We start from the raw sequence: 19,720 nt of genomic DNA on the forward strand, positions 1-19,720 counted from the left end.
AGACTAAGCAGCGAATGAAATTACAGAATTCTTTCCGCGACTATACGGCTGAATCCTCGCTGTTCGTGCGCCGGGCGCTGGTCGCTTTTTTGGGGATTTTGCTGCTTACCGGCGTACTGATCGCCAACCTTTATAACGTGCAAATTGTGCGTTACACCGACTATCAAACGCGTTCAAACGAAAACCGCATCAAGCTGGTCCCGATTCCGCCGAGCCGCGGCATTATCTACGATCGCAACGGCACGCCGCTGGCGCTCAACCGTACGATTTACCAGCTGGAGATGATGCCGGAGAAGGTCGACAACGTTCAGCAAACGCTGGATGCGCTGCGCGATGTTATCGACCTCACCGATGACGATGTGGCGAACTTTAAAAAAGAGCGCGCCCGCTCGCACCGCTTTACCTCTATTCCGGTGAAAGTTAACCTCAGCGAAGTGCAGGTCGCCCGTTTCGCAGTGAACCAGTACCGTTTTCCCGGCGTGGAAGTCAAAGGCTATAAGCGCCGCTACTATCCCTATAACTCCGCCCTGACCCACGTTATCGGCTACGTCTCTAAAATTAACGATAAAGACGTCGATCGCCTGGATAAAGAGGGGAAGCTGGCTAACTACGCCTCCACGCACGATATCGGCAAGCTGGGCATCGAGCGCTATTACGAAGATGTCCTGCACGGGCAAACCGGCTATGAAGAGGTTGAAGTGAACAACCGCGGCCGCGTGATTCGCCAGCTGAAAGAGGTCCCGCCGCAGGCCGGGCGCGATATCTATTTAACGCTCGACCTGAAGCTACAGCAGTACATTGAAACGCTGCTGGCCGGCAGCCGCGCGGCGGTCGTAGTCACCGACCCGCGCACTGGCGCAATCCTCGCGCTGGTCTCGACGCCAAGCTACGATCCCAACCTGTTCGTTGACGGTATTTCCAGCAAAGACTACTCCGGACTCCTCAACGATCCCAATACGCCGCTGGTTAACCGCGCGACTCAGGGCGTTTACCCACCGGCGTCGACGGTTAAGCCATACGTGGCCGTCTCGGCGCTCAGCGCCGGGGTTATTACCCGCAACACCAGCCTGTTTGACCCCGGCTGGTGGCAGCTTCCCGGCTCGGATAAACGCTACCGCGACTGGAAAAAGTGGGGCCACGGCCATCTGAACGTCACCAAAGCGCTGGAGGAGTCGGCCGACACCTACTTCTACCAGGTCGCCTACGACATGGGCATCGATCGCCTGTCGGAGTGGATGGGCAAATTCGGCTATGGCCACTATACCGGCGTTGACCTGGCGGAAGAGCGCTCCGGCAATATGCCGACCCGCGAATGGAAGCTCAAGCGCTTCAAGAAACCGTGGTACCAGGGCGATACTATCCCGGTCGGCATCGGACAGGGCTACTGGACGGCGACGCCTATCCAGATGAACAAGGCGCTGATGATCCTGATTAACGACGGCGTGGTTAAAGTACCGCACCTGCTGCAGAGCACGGTGGAGGACGGCAAACCGGTGCCGTGGGTTCAGCCGCATGAACCGCCGGTCGGCGATATTCACTCCGGTTTTTGGGAAATCGCCAAAGACGGGATGTTTGGCGTAGCCAACCGCGGCAACGGTACCGCGCATAAATACTTCGCCAGCGCGCCGTATAAAATTGCGGCCAAATCGGGTACCGCTCAGGTCTTCGGCCTGAAAGCCAATGAAACCTATAACGCGCACAGAATCGCTGAACGCCTGCGTGACCATAAACTGATGACGGCGTTTGCCCCTTACAACAACCCCCAGGTTGCCGTGGCGATTATTCTTGAGAACGGCGGCGCAGGTCCGGCAGTCGGTACCATTATGCGTCAGATTCTCGATCATATAATGCTGGGTGATAACAACACCAATCTGCCGAGTGAAAACCCGGCGGTAACGGCTGGGGAGGATCAATAATGACTGATAATCCGAATAAAAAATCGCTATGGGATAAAATCCACCTCGACCCCACCATGCTGCTTATCCTGCTGGCGCTGCTGACCTACAGCGCGCTGGTGATCTGGAGCGCCAGCGGTCAGGACATGGGCATGATGGAGCGCAAAATCGGCCAGATCGCCATGGGGATTGTTATCATGATCGTCATGGCGCAAATCCCGCCGCGAGTCTATGAAGGCTGGGCGCCCTATCTCTATATCTTCTGTATTATCCTGCTTGTGGCGGTTGACGCCTTCGGCGCCATCTCCAAAGGGGCGCAGCGCTGGCTGGATCTCGGCATCGTCCGTTTCCAGCCGTCGGAAATCGCCAAAATAGCCGTACCGCTGATGGTGGCGCGCTTTATCAACCGCGACGTTTGCCCGCCATCGCTGAAAAATACCGCTATCGCGCTGGTGCTGATTTTCCTGCCTACGCTGCTGGTCGCCGCGCAGCCTGACCTCGGGACCTCGATTCTGGTCGCCCTGTCCGGTCTGTTTGTCCTATTTCTGTCTGGCCTGAGCTGGCGTCTGATTGGTATTGCCGTGGTGCTGGTCGCCGCCTTTATTCCCATCCTCTGGTTCTTCCTGATGCATGATTATCAGCGCCAGCGCGTAATGATGCTGCTCGACCCGGAAACCGATCCGCTCGGCGCGGGTTACCACATTATTCAGTCAAAAATCGCCATCGGCTCCGGCGGATTGCGCGGAAAAGGCTGGCTGCACGGAACCCAGTCGCAGCTGGAGTTTCTGCCTGAGCGCCATACCGACTTTATCTTTGCCGTCCTGGCGGAAGAGCTGGGGCTGATAGGCGTGCTGATTCTGCTGGCGCTCTATATTCTGCTGATTATGCGCGGGTTGTGGATTGCCGCCCAGGCGCAAACCACCTTTGGCCGGGTGATGGCCGGTGGTTTAATGTTGATTTTATTCGTTTATGTCTTCGTAAATATTGGTATGGTAAGTGGTATTTTACCGGTGGTGGGGGTACCTTTGCCGCTGGTCAGCTACGGGGGCTCTGCCCTAATCGTATTGATGGCCGGGTTTGGTATCGTCATGTCGATCCATACTCACAGAAAAATGTTGTCGAAAAGCGTGTAAGGGGTTCGCGATGCGTAAGCAATGGCTGGGGATCTGCATAGCAGCAGGGCTGCTGGCGGCATGTTCGAGTGAAGACGTTCAACAGAAAACGGTCAGCACTCCACAGCCGGCCGTTTGCAATGGCCCAACGGTGGAGATTAGCGGCGCCGACCCGCAGTACGAAACGCCTAACGCCACGGCGAATCAGGATTATGAACGCGACGGCAAAAGCTACAAAATCGTCCAGGATCCGTCTAACTTCACCCAGGCAGGCTTCGCAGCCATCTACGACGCCGAGCCTAACAGCAATCTGACCGCATCGGGAGAAGCGTTCGATCCCACGCAGCTTACCGCGGCCCATCCTACGCTGCCGATCCCAAGCTACGCGCGGATCACCAACCTGGCGAACGGCCGCATGATCGTCGTGCGCATCAACGATCGCGGGCCTTACGGTAACGATCGCGTGATTTCACTGTCCCGCGCCTCAGCCGATCGTCTGAATACCTCGAACAATACCAAAGTGCGCATCGACCCGATCGTCGTCGCACCGGACGGCTCGCTTTCCGGTCCGGGTATGGCCTGTACCACCGTAGCCAAACAGACCTACGCGCTGCCCGCCCGCCCGAATCTTGACGGCGACAGCGGCGCGGCAATGAGTCAACCCGCGCAAACTGACGTGCACGCCATCAGTAATTCAACGCTGAAGCCGGAAGACGCCACCGGCGCGCCGGTCAACAGCGGCGGTTTCCTCGGCGCCCCGACGCCGCTGAATAACGGCGTGCTGGAAGGCAGCGAGCCTGTCGTTCAAAGCGCGCCGGTGACCGCCCCGGGCTCAGTACAAGGCAGCGTTGCGCCCGCCGTGGCCGCCACCGCTGCCGTAGCGCCTGCCGCAGCGGCCAGCGCCAGCGGCGATTTCGTCGTACAGGTCGGCGCCGTCAGCGACCAGGCTCGCGCGCAGCAGTACCAGCAGCGTCTGAGTCAGCAATTTTCCGTCCCGGGCCGCGTCACGCAAAACGGCGCGGTATGGCGTATTCAGCTCGGCCCATTCAGCAGCAAAGCGCAGGCCAGCACGATTCAACAGCGTCTGCAAAGCGAAGCTCAGCTGCAGTCATTTATTACTCGCGCCAACTAAAGGCATCGCACCCGCCTCCCCTGCTCGTTGCGCATGACAAAGTCATTAACAAAGTCGTGCGCAATGTCGGATGCTGGTTCGTAGTGCGTTTGTTATAGTAAGGCACTTTTTTTAACTCCATCACGGATGCCGTTGTTCAGACCATGAAGACCTCTTTTACCGCTCGCTTACTCGTTACGGCGCTCTCCGTGGCAGCGCTGTCCTCCGCTGCCCGCGCCGATGACCTGAATATCAAAACGATGATCCCAGGCGCCCCGCAGATTGACGCCGAATCCTGGATTCTTATCGATTACAACTCAGGCAAAGTCCTGGCAGAAAACAACGCCGACTCCCGCCGCGATCCGGCGAGCCTGACCAAAATGATGACCAGCTATGTGATTGGTCAGGCCATGAAAGCGGGCAAGTTTAAAGAGTCCGATCTGGTCACCGTGGGTAACGACGCGTGGGCGACCGGCAACCCGGTCTTCAAAGGCTCCTCGCTGATGTTCCTTAAACCGGGTATGCAAGTGCCGGTTTCGCAGCTGATCCGCGGCATCAACCTGCAGTCCGGCAACGACGCCTGCGTGGCGATGGCCGACTACGTCGCCGGCAGCCAGGATGCCTTCGTCAGCCTGATGAACAACTACGTTAACGCCCTTGGTCTGAAAAACACCCACTTCCAGACCGTACACGGCCTGGATGCCGATGGTCAGTTCAGCTCCGCGCGCGACATGGCGCTTATCGGCCAGGCGCTGATCCGCGATGTCCCGAATGAATACACCATCTATAAAGAAAAAGAGTTTACCTTCAACGGTATTCGTCAGCTCAACCGCAACGGGCTGCTGTGGGATAACAGCCTGAACGTCGACGGGATTAAAACCGGCCATACTGACAAAGCGGGCTATAACCTCGTGGCCTCGGCAACCGAAGGCCAGATGCGCCTGATCTCCGCCGTGATGGGCGGCCGCACCTACAAAGGCCGCGAGTCTGAAAGCAAAAAGCTGCTGACCTGGGGCTTCCGCTTCTTTGAAACCGTTAATCCGATTAAAGCCGGTAAAGAGTTCGCTTCTGAGCCTGCCTGGTTTGGCGATACCGATCGCGCCTCGCTCGGCGTGGATAAAGACGTTTATCTGACTATCCCGCGCGGTCGCATGAAAGATCTGAAGGCCAGCTACGTGCTGAATAACGCTGAGCTGCACGCGCCGCTGCAGAAAAATCAGGTGGTAGGCACCATTAACTTCCAGCTGGATGGCAAAACGATCGATCAGCGCCCGCTGGTCGTACTGCAGGAAATCCCGGAAGGCAATTTCTTCGGTAAAATCATTGATTACATTAAATTAATGTTCCATCACTGGTTTGGTTAAAAATCGACCACTTGAAAGTGTGATTTAGATCCCCATATACTAGTTATCCTGATAACTCCCACACGTCGTGGGAGTTATTATTTTTTGTTGTAACACCGGAGCTGACATGAAAACCAAACTTAACGAACTGCTTGAATTCCCTACTCCATTTACTTACAAAGTAATGGGACAGGCGTTGCCGGAGCTGGTTGACCAGGTGGTTGAAGTGGTACAGCGCCATGCACCAGGTGATTACTCTCCGACGGTAAAACCCAGCAGCAAAGGCAACTACCACTCAGTCTCTATCACCATCAATGCAACCCATATTGAGCAGGTAGAAACCCTCTACGAAGAGCTGGGCAATATTGAAATCGTACGAATGGTGCTGTAAATCTCTTCCCCTGACCCGGCCTCCACGCCGGGTCATTCTCGCTTTCTCGCTGTGATATACTTCCCCACTCAAATCATTCTCTCTCTGCGGAGACGTTGTTTTGCAGCACAATAAAATCCTCATCCGCCAGCTCGGCCTGCAACCTTACGAACCTGTCTCGCAGGCAATGCATGAATTTACCGACACCCGCGACGATGCCACGCTGGATGAAATCTGGCTGGTAGAGCATTACCCGGTGTTCACACAGGGTCAGGCCGGAAAGGCCGAACATGTTCTGGTTCCCGGCGAGATCCCGGTTATTCAGAGCGATCGCGGCGGACAGGTCACCTATCATGGTCCCGGACAGCAGGTGATGTACGTTCTGCTGAACCTGAAACGGCGCAAGCTGGGCGTACGTGAGCTGGTCACGCTGTTAGAGCAAACCGTTGTGAATACCCTGGCGGAGTACGGTATTGAATCGCACCCGCGAGCAGACGCCCCCGGCGTCTACGTGGGCGATCGAAAAATCTGCTCCCTGGGTTTGCGCATCCGCAAAGGCTGCTCATTCCACGGCCTGGCGCTGAATATCAACATGGATCTGTCACCGTTCCTGAGGATTAACCCCTGCGGTTATGCCGGAATGGAGATGACCCAGATGCGCCAGTGGCTGCCCGATGCCCGTACGGAGACCGTGTCCCCACGCCTGGCCGCCAATCTGCTGGCGTTGCTCAACGATCCACCCGCGGAATATCTTCAAGGCCGCTAGCCATCACGTCCCGCTACCGCGGGACGTCACATTTATCCCTCAGGCGCGATTAAGCCTTTATTTTTGCAATCAATTATCACTAATAAAATAATTGTGGCCGCTATAATGGTGCTAATCATCACTAGCGGAAATACAGAGTGGAAGAAAATAACGCTCAGAGCGTACCAACCGAACGAGTTGACGATCGCTACGATCGGCAGATGTTTCGCATTTTGCGCAACATAGACCTCAATTTACTCACTATTTTTGAAGCTGTTTACGTCCATAACGGTATCGTCAACGCGGCAAAAATACTGAATATCACGCCGTCGGCGATTAGTCAGTCCCTGAACAAACTGCGTGCCCTCTTCCCTGACCCGCTCTTTATTCGCAAGGGCCAGGGCGTGACGCCAACGGCCTACGCCACGCATCTGCATAAGCATATCAGTGAGGGGATGGAGGCGTTTCTCAACGCCCTGGATTTAACCGGCAATACGCAGCGGGAACGGGTGATAACCGTTGCCACCTCTCCGGCTATCGGCGCGTTGATCATGCCTGTTATCACCAAAAAGCTGCGGAGCGTCTTTCCCCAGATTTTGCTGCACAACGTCGCCATTACCGACGCGGCCAGCCAGTTAAACCAGCGTCAGGTTGACCTGCTGGTCGACAGCTTCCCCCACAGCGGGCAGGCGATTGCGCACCATGTGCTATTTCAGGATAGCGTACATATCTTCTGCCGGGCAGGGCATCCGGCCCTCGCGCTCCCCGCAAACTCAGCAAACCTGGGCCAATATGAATTCGCTCTCCTGCAGCCCGAAGGACAGCGCTATACGACCATCCTGCGTCACCTGCAGGAGCATCTCGGCGAACGCCGCTATGGTTTCAGTAGCTATAATCTGTTAACTCAAGCAGCCCTGGTCAACGACAGCGATATGCTGGGGCTAATCACTTCCGGAATGTTTTCCCTGGTCGAGAAGATTTGGCCCTTAAAAATGCTCGATTTCCCGCCGCTGCGGGAAGAAAAAATTGATATTGCGCTGCACTATAACAAGCTCAGCGCGCAGGAGCCCTTGCTGAAAGAGATCGTAGAGACGATTCGTCAGGCTTTTTAGCCGATAAGGCACGAGAGGGAAAAGCATAAAACAACAACTATTTTACAATTTGCCCGGCCAGCAGGCTGCTTTATGCCCCGTATCAATGATATACTGCCTGCGTTTAATTCAAAAATAGTTGATAAATGCAACATTTACTTGAATTGATTCGCTTTCCTTCGTCACTCGCAACTGGAACACGCACGCTATGAGTAAACCCATTGTGATGGAACGCGGTGTAAAATACCGCGATGCCGATAAAATGGCCCTTATCCCGGTGAAAAACGTGGCAACTGAGCGTGAAGCTCTGCTCAGAAAACCGGAATGGATGAAAATCAAACTTCCGGCTGACTCGTCCCGTATCCAGGGGATCAAGGCAGCGATGCGTAAGAACGGCCTGCACTCCGTGTGCGAAGAAGCCTCTTGCCCTAACCTCGCGGAATGTTTTAACCACGGAACGGCAACCTTTATGATCCTGGGCGCCATCTGTACCCGTCGTTGCCCGTTCTGCGATGTTGCCCACGGTCGCCCGGTGACGCCGGACGCCAATGAACCGCAAAAGCTGGCGCAAACCATCGCCGATATGGCGCTGCGCTATGTGGTGGTGACTTCCGTGGATCGCGACGATCTGCGCGATGGCGGCGCTCAGCACTTTGCCGACTGCATCAGCGCGATTCGCGAAAAAAGCCCGACGATTAAAATTGAAACCCTGGTGCCGGACTTCCGCGGCCGTATGGATCGTGCGCTGGAAATCCTTCAGGCGACGCCGCCGGACGTGTTTAACCATAACCTGGAAAACGTGCCGCGCCTGTATCGCCAGGTCCGCCCGGGGGCCGACTACAACTGGTCCCTGAAGCTGCTGGAACGTTTTAAAGAAGCCCACCCGGAGATCCCGACGAAATCGGGCCTGATGGTGGGGTTAGGCGAAACCAATGCTGAAATCGTAGAAGTGATGCGCGATCTGCGCCGCCACGGCGTCACCATGCTGACGTTAGGCCAGTATTTACAGCCGAGCCGCCACCACCTGCCGGTACAGCGCTACGTCAGCCCGGATGAGTTCGAAGAGATGAAAGCCGAAGCGATGGCCATGGGCTTTACCCATGCTGCCTGCGGGCCGTTCGTTCGTTCCTCCTATCATGCCGATCTACAGGCCAAAGGCATGGAAGTGAAGTAATCTCTGCCTCGACCGCGGCGTGATATTTTTAGCGCAGCGGTCCGTTCTGCCGATGCGTTTCGTTACCCGCTAAAAATCCCACCCCGGTAACAGTTGGTTGCATCTTTTTCGTCAAAACCCAGTGCCAATAACAAAAAGAGGCCGCAGCGCTATCGCTGCAGCCTCTTTGCCGACGCGGTTTATCCCCGTCGGTAGCGAGCCCCCTCGTTCAGGAAACTCGTCGCGAATTACTCTTTATGAGAGAGCTTCTGTGCCGGCGCTTCTTCAGCACTGGTCTTTTTCGCACTGTCATCGTCATCGTTCATGGCTTTTTTAAAGCCTTTGATAGCTGAGCCCAGGTCTCCACCCAGCGTGCGTAACTTTTTGGTACCAAACACCAGGATAATCAGCGCTGCGACTACCAGCAGTTTGGTAATACTAATCTCACCCATAGCTAACCTTCTTCTCTAATACAAGCTGCGAATACGCCATCATACACGCATACAATTAACGGCTATTTGACGCGCGGACACAATAGCAATCTGTAACAAGGTGAATCAAGCCTTGTTTAAAAAAACGTCATAATAATTGCGGTGGCGCAAAGCGGCGATTCTGCAACACCGGCAGACGCTCGCGTACCTGCTGAATATAATCAGCTGAAAGTTCGGCAAAAATCAACTGCGGCCGCTCTCCTGCCCCGGCAAGCGTTGTTCCTAAGGGATCGACAATACGACTCTGGCCGATATTACGCGTCCCGCACTCCCCGGCGGCGACAATATAACAGGTAGTATCCAGGGCCCGCGCCGCCAATAGCGTCGCCCAGTGGTGCTCCTTCAGCGGCCCTTTTACCCACGCGGCGGGCAACACGATGAGCTGCGCACCGCTGAGCGCTAACGACAGCGCCAGCTCAGGGAAACGTAAATCGTAGCAGGTCATCAGCCCGACGCGCATCCCATCCACCTCGATAAGCAGCGGAATCTGCCGCCCGGCATCGACCAGCCGGGACTCCTGAATATTGAAAGCATCATACAGATGCAGTTTCTGATATTGCGCAATAATCTTGCCCTGACGTAGCGCCACCAGCGTATTCGCTGCCCGTCCTTCGCCGGAAGGAATATGCAGGGTCAGCACCGTCGTCAACGCGCTGTTTTCGCTCTCTGCCAGCAAGAGCCGTAGAAAGCCGCCATCAAGGCGCTGGGCGGATTTAACCGATAAGTCCGCATCGCTATCGTCTCGCGCCAGCAGCGCTTCCGGGAGAACCAGAAGCGCAGCCCCCCGCTCCGCGGCCTGACGCATCATGCTCACGCAGGTCTGCGCGTTTTCCGTCCAGTCCGGCGTTACGGCAAATTGTCCGGCAGCAACAAGCATCTTTTCTCTCCCGTCAGGTTAGTCATAGCCAGTGAGGTCTTTCGCGCGCTACACTCGAAGTTTAGTCTCGATCAATAAACAGGGAATGACCGTGTTGCAACTCCTTTTGGCTGTGTTTCTTGGCGGCGGCACCGGCAGCGTTTTGCGCTGGTGGCTGGGTATGAAGTTTAACCCTATGCATCATGCTATCCCCATTGGTACGCTCACCGCTAACCTGCTGGGCGCTTTTATTATCGGCGCAGGGCTGGCATGGTTTAACCGCCTGACGGATATCGATCCGATGTGGAAGCTGCTTATCACCACCGGCTTTTGCGGCGGGCTGACCACCTTCTCCACGTTTTCCGCCGAAGTGGTGTTTCTACTCCAGCAGGGGCGCTTTAGCTGGGCGTTACTCAACGTACTGGTCAACTTGTTAGGCTCATTTGCCATGACGGCCACCGCGTTCTGGCTGTTTTCACATGCGGCCAGCCGCTAGCCCCTGACCGCAGGCAAAAAAAAACCCGCCATGAGCGGGTTTTTATATTCTACTGACGCGTTGCTTAGATAGGCATTACGTTTGCAGCAGAAGGGCCTTTGGCACCGTTAGTGATTTCGAACTCTACGCGCTGACCTTCAGCCAGAGTTTTGAAACCGTTGGACTGGATTGCAGAGAAATGTACGAATACATCTTTGCTGCCATCTTCCGGAGTAATGAAACCGAATCCTTTGGACTCATTAAACCACTTAACGTTACCTTTAATCTTAGACATCAAAATTACCTTTATATGAAAAAATCGACACTAATACTGTGTCGGGTATCAGTACACCAATTGTGGTACCTTTTGTCCAGCGCAACTTTGCTAAAAAGTGATAAAAGTCTCTATCTTTTTGCACCGGGATCACGTTAGTCATTGTTTTTCAACAAGACAGTCCGCTTATCTCTTTTATTGCTATAAAAAATCGCATCAAAACTGAATGCGCGCCCAGGCAAAGTAAACGTTTCCGTTGTTATAGGTGCCCGGGATATAGGTCATCTGGAACGTGGCCGGGCCGTAACCGATAGAAGCCAGAGGCAGCACGACCGGAATCGGGATGTAGTTCCAGTTATCGCGCGCCGTCACGCCAAGCGTATAGCCTAAACCCAGATGGAAATTATCGTCTGCTAAGGGACGCCAGGTTTTCTCCCAGCCATAGCCGCCGATAGGCTCCCACTTATTATAAGAGTCTTTAAAGGCCATCAAATAGATGCCATGCCAGTTCCCTTTATCATCCCAGCGCGAGACGCCGAAGCCGGCGCCCCAGGGACGTTCGTTGTAGCGGTCCGTTTTCTCTTTGTCATAGGCGAAACGGGCGTGCCAGGTCACCGCGGGGATATAAAGATCATAGTGCTCAGGCTCATTCCAGGTCTGCGCGACGTTATCGCTCAGCGTATTGTAGCCGTCGCGAAGCGTCGAACTAAACGAAGCATTAGCGGAGGTGGATGATAGCAGCAGGCCCAGGCATCCCAGAAACAACCCTATAAATCGACGTCGCATTACACTTTTCTCTTACCAGTATCATTTTTAAAGCGGAGTAAGATAACAAAGATAATCTTAATACTACCTTAACGGTATTAGGCAAACTCTTGATTTATCCGGTGCAAAAAATCTGAAAATCTCTCGCGTCCAGGCTTTGACCAGGCGGGCATGTTACTGCCTGACAGGGATTCTCATCGATTTATTGATTTGCGTCAGCGAGTTTTGCCCGTTTTTTAGGCACATTCCCTCACTAAATTTTTTCTTCGCTTCATTTATTAGTAGATTCTTTGGGTTAATGGTTTAGGGGTAAAAGAATGCTTACGCTAGTAGAGATCCTGATTGGGATTGTGGTCATTGTGGGCGTCGCCCGCTATATCATTAAAGGCTATTCCGCCACCGGCGTGCTGTTCGTCGGTGGCTTAGTATTACTCATCGCCAGCGCGCTGATGGGGCATAAGGTTTTACCAGGCGACGCAAAGAGCACCGGTTATTCAGCAACCGATATCGTTGAATATATTAAGATACTGCTGATGAGCCGCGGCGGCGACCTCGGCATGATGATCATGATGCTCTGCGGTTTCGCGACTTATATGACGCACATCGGCGCCAATGACATGGTGGTGAAGCTGGCGTCAAAACCGCTGCGCTTCATTAACTCCCCCTATCTACTGATGATCGCCGCTTATTTCGTTGCCTGCCTGATGTCGCTGGCCGTCTCCTCCGCTACCGGTCTGGGAGTACTGCTGATGGCGACACTGTTCCCGGTGATGGTCAACGTGGGCATCAGCCGCGGCGCTGCCGCCGCTATCTGCGCTTCTCCGGCGGCGATTATTCTCTCCCCCACTTCCGGGGATGTCGTGCTGGCCGCCAAAGCCGCCGAAATGCCGCTGATTGACTTTGCCTTTAAAACCACGCTGCCCATTTCTATTGTGGCCATTATCAGCATGGCGATCGCTCACTTTTTCTGGCAGCGCTACCTGGATAAAAAAGAAAACGTCGCCCATGAAATGCTCGATGTAAACGAGATAACCACGACCGCCCCCGCTTTCTACGCCATTCTGCCGTTTACGCCGATAATCGGCGTACTGATTTTCGACGGCAAATGGGGCCCGGAGCTGCACATCATCACCATTCTTGTGCTCTGCATGCTGCTGGCGGCGGTTCTGGAATTCTGCCGCGGCTTTAACACTAAAAATGTGTTCAATGGCCTGGAAGCGGCGTATCGCGGCATGGCTGACGCGTTTGCCGGTGTGGTGATGCTGCTGGTGGCCGCCGGCGTCTTTGCTCAGGGGCTGAGTGCCATTGGCTTTATTAACGGTCTGATCTCTATCGCCACGTCGTTCGGCTCCGCCAGTATCATTCTGATGCTGGTGCTGGTCATTCTGACCATGCTGGCGGCGATGACCACCGGTTCCGGTAACGCCCCCTTCTATGCTTTCGTTGAGATGATCCCGAAGCTGGCGCACTCTTCCGGCATCAATCCGGCTTATCTCTCGATCCCGATGCTGCAGGCATCTAACCTTGGCCGAACCATTTCTCCGGTCTCCGGCGTGGTGGTCGCCGTGGCCGGGATGGCAAAAATTTCGCCGTTCGAAGTGGTGAAACGGACCTCTGTCCCGGTGCTGGTTGGTTTGTTAGTGGTGATTATCGCCACCGAAGTTCTGGTTCCCGGCAGCGCAATCCGCTAACGCTGAAACCGTGTGAAAAGGCGCCTGTTGGCGCCTTTTTTATGCTTTAATAACTCAATGTTATCAATGACCAATTGTCATCAGGAATAAAAATGTTCAGGAAGGATTTCGTTGCCATTGCCCTTTTGCTCAGCGCCGCCCAGGTCAGCGCAGATCCGCTGATCGCCACGCAATACGGTGATTTTGACCGCTACGTGCTGGCTCTCTCCTGGCAAACGGGGTTCTGCCAAAGTATGCAAGACCGCAACCGCAGCGAACCGGAAGAGTGCCGCCTGCAGCAGGAACTCAGCAATAAAGCCGATTTTCTCACCGTTCACGGCCTGTGGCCGAGCCTGCCAAAATCTATTGCCGCACGGGGGGTAGACGAGCGGCGCTGGATGCGCTTTGGCTGTGCGACCCGCCCTGTTCCCAATATGCCGGAAGCAAAAGCCGGGCAAAAATGTCGGGCGGCTGAAACCGGGCTCTCGCTGGAAATGGCGAATAAGCTTAACGGCGTGATGCCGGGTTCGGGCGGTAACTCATGTCTCGAACGTTATGAATACGCCAAGCATGGCGTTTGCTTTGGTTTCGATCCTGACAACTATTTCGGCACCATGGTGCGCCTGAACGGCGAGATAAAACAGAGCCATCTGGGCGCTTTCCTGGCCAAACACTATGGGCAAACCGTTAGCCGGGATGGCTTCAACGCCGCGGTTGCTGAGGCCTATGGAAAACAGAACGTCAGGGCTTTCAAGTTAACCTGCAACGGCAACCCCGCCTATCTGACTGAGATGCAAATCTCCATCAAAGCAGCGGCCATTAATGCCCCTCTCTCCGCTGATTCATTCTTACCCCAACCCCATCCGGGGAACTGCGGTAAGCAATTTCTGCTGGATAAAGCCGGCTAGATTTCATACAACTCCGCTATGGTTCGTTGATGAATGTGCGTTTAATCACTTCAAACCACCAGCAAGTCTCAGTATGATGAGAGGACATTAACCCTTGCCATTTTCGGCGAGGGTTTTCTTTTACGGACAGGTTCCTGGATAACATGGAGTATGAGATGACCAGACCCGCAATTATCATTAATGAACTGGATGCAGAACGCATCGACAGACTGCTGGAACAACCGGCTTTCGCCAACTCACCGGTAGCGGACGCGCTGAATGACGAGCTTGACCGCGCGCAGATGCTGGCCCCGGAAGCCATGCCGCATGATGTTGTCAGCATGAATAGCAAGGTCAGATTTCGCGATTTAACCACCGGTGAAGAGCGCATCCGCACGCTGGTTTTCCCAGCGCAGGTCACGGATAGCGCCACCCAGCTTTCGGTGATGGCGCCGGTTGGCGCAGCCCTGCTGGGCCTCAAAGTCGGCAGCACGATTCACTGGGAATTACCGGGCGGCACCTCAACGCACCTTGAAGTGCTGGAACTGCTGTATCAGCCGGAGGCCGCTGGCGATTTTCACCGTTAATCTCCCCGCTGCCTGAAGCGTTTCGCGCTTTATCCAGAGGATGTTACTGCATCCTCTTTCTGCATCTTTCGCTCTTCTCCTCTCTTTTGACAAACTTTTACGCCGCCCTCGTACCGTTCTGACAATTTTGCGACCTGAATGGCACAATACTTTCCTATAATGTGTTGATATAAAAGCAGACGAACAAGGAGGAATGCATATGTATAAAACCATCATTATGCCCGTTGATGTCTTTGAAATGGAGTTAAGCGATAAAGCCGTTCGCCATGCGGAGTTTTTAGCCCAGCAGGACGGGGTTATCCATCTTCTCCACGTACTGCCCGGTTCATCAAGCTTCACGATGAGTCGTTTTACCGCCGATCTGCGCCGCTTTGAAGAGCATTTGCAGCATGAAGCAGAAACGCGCCTGAAAACGATGGCCGGCCATTTCAGCATTGACCCGTCGCGAATCAAAATGCACGTCCGCTTTGGCAACGTGCGCGATATGGTCAATGAACTGGCCAATGAAATTAAAGCCGATGTGGTGGTGATAGGCTCCCGCAACCCTTCAATCAGCACCCATCTGCTGGGTTCCAACGCCTCAAGCGTGATTCGCCATGCGCATATTCCGGTGATGGTGGTCAGGTAGCGGCAGTAAGGTAAAAAAAGAGGCTACCCCAGGGTAGCCTCTTTGCTGTGCAGGTTTGGTCTTACTTTATTATGAATTATGCAGTCTTAGTGCGAATCAGGTAATCGAACGAGCTCAAGGACGCCTTCGCACCTTCGCCGGTGGCGATAATAATCTGTTTGTACGGAACGGTCGTGCAGTCGCCGGCAGCGAAAACGCCCTTCACGTTGGTTTCACATTTCGCATCAATGATGATTTCACCCATGCGGTTGCGCTCAATCGCGCCTTCCAGCCAGTTGGTATTCGGCAGCAGACCGATCTGCACGAAGATCCCCGACAGCGCAACATGATGCTCATCGCCGCTCACGCGGTCGCGGTACTGCAGGCCAGTGACTTTGCTACCGTCGCCCACCACTTCCGTGGTCTGCGCGTTGAGAATGATATCGACGTTTTTCAGGCTGCGGACTTTATCCTGCAGAACCTGGTCGGCCTTCATTTCCGGCGCGAACTCCAGCAGAGTAACATGTTCAACAACGCCAGCCAGATCGATTGCCGCTTCCACACCGGAGTTACCGCCGCCGATAACCGCCACGCGCTTGCCTTTAAACAGCGGGCCGTCGCAGTGCGGGCAGTAGGTCACGCCCTTGGTACGATACTGATCCTCACCCGGCACGTTCATGTTACGCCATTTCGCGCCAGTGGCAATGATAACGCTACGCGCTTTCAGCACCGCGCCGGAAGCGGTCTCAACCTGATGCAGGCCGCCTTCAACCGTCGCCGGGATCAGTCTGGAGGCGCTCTGAGAATCGATCACATCAACATCGTATTCGCTGACGTGCGCTTTTAATGCGCCAGCCAGTTTCTGGCCTTCCGTTTTGGGTACGGAAATATAGTTTTCAATATCAACGGTATCCAGCACCTGGCCGCCAAAGCGTTCACCCATCAGGCCGGTACGAATGCCTTTACGCGCGGAGTAAACGGCTGCCGCTGCGCCGGACGGGCCGGAGCCGACGATTAACACATCATAGGCTTCACGTTTATTCAGCTCTTCCGCCGCGCGTTTTTCCGCGCCGGTATCCACTTTGGCAACGATTTCCGTCAGCGTCATGCGACCCTGACCAAATTCCTTACCGTTCATAAATACCGCCGGTACGCCCATCACGTTGCGTTCGGTGATTTCATTCTGATACGTTCCGCCGTCAATCGCCGTGTGCTTGATGCGCGGGTTCAGTACCGCCATCAGGTTCAGCGCCTGAACCACATCCGGGCAGTTATGGCATGAAAGCGAATAGTAGGTTTCGAACTCAAAATCACCGTCGATATTGCGGATCTGCTCCAGCAGGGTCTGCGCTTCTTTTGACGGATGACCGCCGGTCCACAGCAGAGCCAGAACTAAAGAGGTGAATTCATGTCCCAGCGGAGAGCCGGCAAAGCGCGGCCCCTGGCTGGAGCCGGGATTGGTAATCAGGAATGACGGCTTACGCACCGCCAGGCCGTTATCTTCTTTGAAGGTAACTTTATCTGACAGTTCAGCAATTTCAGCCAGCAGTTCCCTGATTTCTGCCGATTTAGCGCCGTCATCCAGCGTGGCAATCAGCTCAACAGGTTTGGTCAGCTTCTCAAGATAAGCCTTGAGCTGGGTTTTCATGTTGGTGTCGAGCATTTTTATCTCCTGGGCTTAAAACATCATCATGCAAGCGGCCTCGTTCAGGCAGCCTGAATACGCTTGCATCATGGTGTTGGAATAAAATGGGCGCAGATGCGCCCAGATATTACTACGCAATTTCCTAAGCATTTCGCGCAAGAGCAAGGCGGCTAGCCTGAGAATCCCCGGAAGCTTACCTCAGTAAGTGACCGGGGTGAGCAGGCGACGCCAACGCAGCAATTGCGTGAAAGGAGACGGAAATTTAGATTTTGCCGACCAGGTCCAGAGACGGAGCCAGAGTCGCTTCACCTTCTTTCCATTTAGCCGGGCACACTTCGCCTGGGTGAGAAGCTACGTACTGAGCTGCTTTGATTTTACGCAGCAGGTCAGACGCGTCGCGGCCGATACCTTCAGCGGTAACTTCGATAGCCTGGATGATACCCTGCGGGTCAACAACGAAGGTGGCACGATCTGCCAGGCCTTCATCTTCACGCATGTTGTCGAAGTTACGGGTCAGGGCGCCAGTCGGGTCGCCGATCATCGCGTATTTGATTTTCGCGATGGTTTCAGAGCTGCTGTGCCACGCTTTGTGGGTGAAGTGAGTGTCGGTAGAGACGGAGTAAACGTCTACGCCCAGCTTCTGCAGTTCTTCGTAGTGGTCTGCCACATCGCCCAGTTCAGTCGGGCAAACGAAGGTGAAGTCAGCCGGGTAGAAGAAGAAGACGCTCCAGCGGCCTTCAGTATCTTTCTCGGTAACTTCGATGAATTCACCGTTTTTGAACGCCTGGTTTTTGAAAGGTTTGATTTTGGTATTAATTAAGGACATCTATACTTCCTCCGTGTTTTCGTTGAGGTCTAAGTTAACGAATTTTTCCTGACTCGACCAATGCGTTTGCATTATCGAATCAATAAGCGTTATCTAACAACCGGAACAAGACAACTTTGTGAACCTGTCAACGCGATGACAATCTTCTACCGCGTTTCGCATTATATGCGCTGAAAAGTAAAAAGGCCGCCCTCGCAGGCGGCCCCGTTACCTGAAACACCCGCAGGTAGGTTCAGCGCCAGTAGCTGGCAATGTGTTGCGCTCTACACCTTAATGTAACAGCTAAGGGATTACATCACCCGCTGAACGAAAGGGCAATCCACGCGGCGGCAGGTCTTACCTATGGCTGTAATAGGTTTTACCGCTCCCCATATCTATTCCGGTGATTTCCCCGGGCATCACCATGTCGAAACGCCCGTTCTTTCTGACATGTTTCCCGCGTTAGCGCGATGCAGACGGTCCCCCGCTGCCGCTCTTCCACTCGCCATACTTGCCCGCAGGATCCCGCGAAAGCCGGAGGATAAAGATATTGAATTCCCCCCCTCGGTTGATAAACGATCGCGGTACCAACAACGTATCAGTAAATGACAATATGAATAACAAAACAGGCTTCAATAAGCGTTCGGGCTTGCCGTTAAAGAAAAACTACAGATGATAAGCGGGGCAAGGCAAGCATTTATAAATGACCTCCTCCCCTGACTTTAGCGGTACACAAAAGGATCTGGTAGAATGCGCAACGCTGGTATATATTTAGATAAACTTAATGACTACGCCAGCATTAAATAATAAGAAACAAACATTCACACAATGAATATAACACGGATATATACTCATCTATTTCCCTTACCGCCAGCTTAACAGGACGTTGATAATGGCTAATCTTTACGATCTCAAGAAATTTGATCTGAACCTACTCGTTATTTTCGAATGCATTTACCAGCATTTAAGCATCAGTAAAGCGGCGGAAACGCTATTTATTACGCCCTCCGCCGTCAGTCAGTCGCTTCAGCGGTTACGCACCCAGCTGAACGATCCGCTATTCGTTCGCTCAGGTAAAGGAATTACGCCTACCACCGTAGGGGTTAATCTCCACCATCATCTTGAAAAAAATCTTAATCAATTAGAACAAACTATTTATCTCACCAATCGTTCTGAATTAAAGAAACGTCTGGTTGTCTATGCGCCGCAGCTTTTTATAACCCCTAAAACAACCAGCCTGATCCATATGTTATTAGATGATTCAAACCTTCACGTTGAACATCATGACCTGCTGGCGTCCGGAGAGTCGGTAGAAAGCCTGCTGGCCTACCGTAAAGCCGACCTGATATTCAGCACCACCCCCCTGTCATCGCGAGCCACGGTGTGTAAACGTATCCAGGATTTGGATATTTCTCTGGTCTGTAGTGAAAATCATCCTCGGCTGGCATCGCTAACAACGACAAAAGCCATACTGCAGGAGCGCTTTACTTATTATATTTGTAACGATCAGGGAACGAAGTCTTTTCAAAGCCAGGCGGCCGGCATACTGTCTGAAAGGAAAATTTCTTTCAGTAGCGATTCATACATAGCAATCCTTAATGTTATTCAGCAAACTGATATTATTGGGTTTGTACCCAGCTGTATTTTAGAGCATATCAGTTTCCATAATAAGTTTAAGATTATAGAGGCGCCGTTTAAGATCCCCTCCATCGCTATTTATATGATTTACAACCGGGTAAATCTTGACGATCCAAACTTTGCAAACTTTATCGACGAGTGCCAAAAAAATAAGATTATTGAATAGTTAAAGCCATTTTATTTAATTAGTGAATGATAAC

Annotated in this window: 20 protein-coding genes; 14 read left to right on the forward strand and 6 right to left on the reverse strand. The window is 53.6% G+C overall.

All coding sequences use genetic code 11. The features are described from left to right. Positions 1–14: 14 nt before the first annotated feature. The 8 genes from mrdA to lipA all read left to right on the forward strand — a co-directional run bounded on the left by mrdA (position 15) and on the right by lipA (position 8,841). On the forward strand, positions 15–1,916 hold the full coding sequence (gene mrdA, locus ACESQ2_RS19700; RefSeq protein WP_004130417.1) for a peptidoglycan DD-transpeptidase MrdA: 1,902 nt from the start codon (positions 15–17) through the stop codon (positions 1,914–1,916). Continuing rightward, positions 1,916–3,028: a peptidoglycan glycosyltransferase MrdB gene (gene mrdB, locus ACESQ2_RS19705; protein ID WP_004100156.1), complete on the forward strand. Its 1,113-nt coding sequence runs from the start codon at positions 1,916–1,918 to the stop codon at positions 3,026–3,028. The genes mrdA and mrdB overlap by 1 nt, the downstream gene beginning before the upstream one ends. Positions 3,029–3,038: 10 nt before the next feature. After that, positions 3,039–4,139: an endolytic peptidoglycan transglycosylase RlpA gene (gene rlpA / locus ACESQ2_RS19710; protein ID WP_025106399.1), complete on the forward strand. Its 1,101-nt coding sequence runs from the start codon at positions 3,039–3,041 to the stop codon at positions 4,137–4,139. Between the two features lie 143 nt (positions 4,140–4,282). Continuing rightward, the gene (gene dacA / locus ACESQ2_RS19715) at positions 4,283–5,482 is read left to right on the forward strand and encodes a D-alanyl-D-alanine carboxypeptidase DacA (protein ID WP_014228398.1); all 1,200 of its coding nucleotides are present in this window, start codon (positions 4,283–4,285) and stop codon (positions 5,480–5,482) included. Between the two features lie 106 nt (positions 5,483–5,588). Beyond that, the gene (gene ybeD, locus ACESQ2_RS19720) at positions 5,589–5,852 is read left to right on the forward strand and encodes a DUF493 family protein YbeD (RefSeq protein WP_004100153.1); all 264 of its coding nucleotides are present in this window, start codon (positions 5,589–5,591) and stop codon (positions 5,850–5,852) included. Positions 5,853–5,952: 100 nt separating this feature from the next. Next, positions 5,953–6,597, forward strand: a complete 645-nt coding sequence (gene lipB / locus ACESQ2_RS19725) for a lipoyl(octanoyl) transferase LipB (RefSeq protein WP_014228397.1) — start codon at positions 5,953–5,955, stop codon at positions 6,595–6,597. 137 nt (positions 6,598–6,734) lie between these two features. Beyond that, a complete protein-coding gene (locus ACESQ2_RS19730; protein ID WP_373171137.1) occupies positions 6,735–7,688 on the forward strand; it encodes a YbeF family transcriptional regulator in 954 nt (317 codons plus the stop codon). Positions 7,689–7,875: 187 nt separating this feature from the next. Next, positions 7,876–8,841: a lipoyl synthase gene (lipA, locus tag ACESQ2_RS19735; RefSeq protein WP_004848774.1), complete on the forward strand. Its 966-nt coding sequence runs from the start codon at positions 7,876–7,878 to the stop codon at positions 8,839–8,841. A gap of 227 nt (positions 8,842–9,068) precedes the next feature. Here lipA and tatE read toward each other — a convergent pair whose 3' ends face one another. Both tatE and ACESQ2_RS19745 read right to left on the reverse strand, forming a co-directional pair. Next, on the reverse strand, positions 9,069–9,272 hold the full coding sequence (tatE, locus tag ACESQ2_RS19740; RefSeq protein ID WP_004130411.1) for a twin-arginine translocase subunit TatE: 204 nt from the start codon (positions 9,270–9,272) through the stop codon (positions 9,069–9,071). Between the two features lie 127 nt (positions 9,273–9,399). Further along, positions 9,400–10,188, reverse strand: coding sequence for a deaminated glutathione amidase (locus ACESQ2_RS19745; RefSeq protein ID WP_046876569.1), 789 nt, complete (start codon positions 10,186–10,188; stop codon positions 9,400–9,402). 91 nt (positions 10,189–10,279) lie between these two features. Between ACESQ2_RS19745 and crcB the strand changes: the two genes are divergently transcribed. Next, positions 10,280–10,663: a fluoride efflux transporter CrcB gene (crcB, locus tag ACESQ2_RS19750; protein WP_025106403.1), complete on the forward strand. Its 384-nt coding sequence runs from the start codon at positions 10,280–10,282 to the stop codon at positions 10,661–10,663. A 64-nt stretch (positions 10,664–10,727) separates the two neighbouring features. On the opposite strand, the gene cspE is transcribed toward crcB, so the two are convergent. Then, positions 10,728–10,937, reverse strand: a complete 210-nt coding sequence (gene cspE, locus ACESQ2_RS19755) for a transcription antiterminator/RNA stability regulator CspE (protein ID WP_004100146.1) — start codon at positions 10,935–10,937, stop codon at positions 10,728–10,730. 195 nt (positions 10,938–11,132) lie between these two features. After that, a complete protein-coding gene (pagP, locus tag ACESQ2_RS19760) occupies positions 11,133–11,702 on the reverse strand; it encodes a lipid IV(A) palmitoyltransferase PagP (RefSeq protein ID WP_014228393.1) in 570 nt (189 codons plus the stop codon). Positions 11,703–11,998: 296 nt separating this feature from the next. Here pagP and dcuC point away from each other — a divergent pair, with 296 nt between their 5' ends. From dcuC to uspG, 4 genes are all read left to right on the forward strand, one after another. Then, the gene (dcuC, locus tag ACESQ2_RS19765) at positions 11,999–13,372 is read left to right on the forward strand and encodes an anaerobic C4-dicarboxylate transporter DcuC (protein ID WP_373171138.1); all 1,374 of its coding nucleotides are present in this window, start codon (positions 11,999–12,001) and stop codon (positions 13,370–13,372) included. A gap of 92 nt (positions 13,373–13,464) precedes the next feature. Further along, positions 13,465–14,259, forward strand: coding sequence for a ribonuclease I (rna, locus tag ACESQ2_RS19770; protein ID WP_014228391.1), 795 nt, complete (start codon positions 13,465–13,467; stop codon positions 14,257–14,259). A 155-nt stretch (positions 14,260–14,414) separates the two neighbouring features. Further along, the gene (gene rnk / locus ACESQ2_RS19775; RefSeq protein WP_014228390.1) at positions 14,415–14,825 is read left to right on the forward strand and encodes a nucleoside diphosphate kinase regulator; all 411 of its coding nucleotides are present in this window, start codon (positions 14,415–14,417) and stop codon (positions 14,823–14,825) included. A 199-nt stretch (positions 14,826–15,024) separates the two neighbouring features. After that, positions 15,025–15,453: a universal stress protein UspG gene (uspG, locus tag ACESQ2_RS19780; protein WP_004100140.1), complete on the forward strand. Its 429-nt coding sequence runs from the start codon at positions 15,025–15,027 to the stop codon at positions 15,451–15,453. A 76-nt stretch (positions 15,454–15,529) separates the two neighbouring features. Here the strand turns inward: uspG and ahpF are convergent, their stop codons facing one another. Both ahpF and ahpC read right to left on the reverse strand, forming a co-directional pair. Continuing rightward, entirely contained in the window at positions 15,530–17,095 is a 1,566-nt protein-coding gene (gene ahpF, locus ACESQ2_RS19785; RefSeq protein ID WP_004848755.1) for an alkyl hydroperoxide reductase subunit F, read from the reverse strand. Positions 17,096–17,339: 244 nt separating this feature from the next. After that, on the reverse strand, positions 17,340–17,903 hold the full coding sequence (ahpC, locus tag ACESQ2_RS19790) for an alkyl hydroperoxide reductase subunit C (protein ID WP_002894394.1): 564 nt from the start codon (positions 17,901–17,903) through the stop codon (positions 17,340–17,342). Between the two features lie 871 nt (positions 17,904–18,774). Between ahpC and ACESQ2_RS19795 the strand changes: the two genes are divergently transcribed. Further along, positions 18,775–19,686, forward strand: a complete 912-nt coding sequence (locus ACESQ2_RS19795) for a LysR family transcriptional regulator (RefSeq protein WP_196545379.1) — start codon at positions 18,775–18,777, stop codon at positions 19,684–19,686. Positions 19,687–19,720 lie beyond the last annotated feature (34 nt).

This window comes from Klebsiella sp. Q11, from assembly GCF_964241505.1.
Classification (GTDB): Bacteria; Pseudomonadota; Gammaproteobacteria; order Enterobacterales; family Enterobacteriaceae; genus Klebsiella; species Klebsiella michiganensis.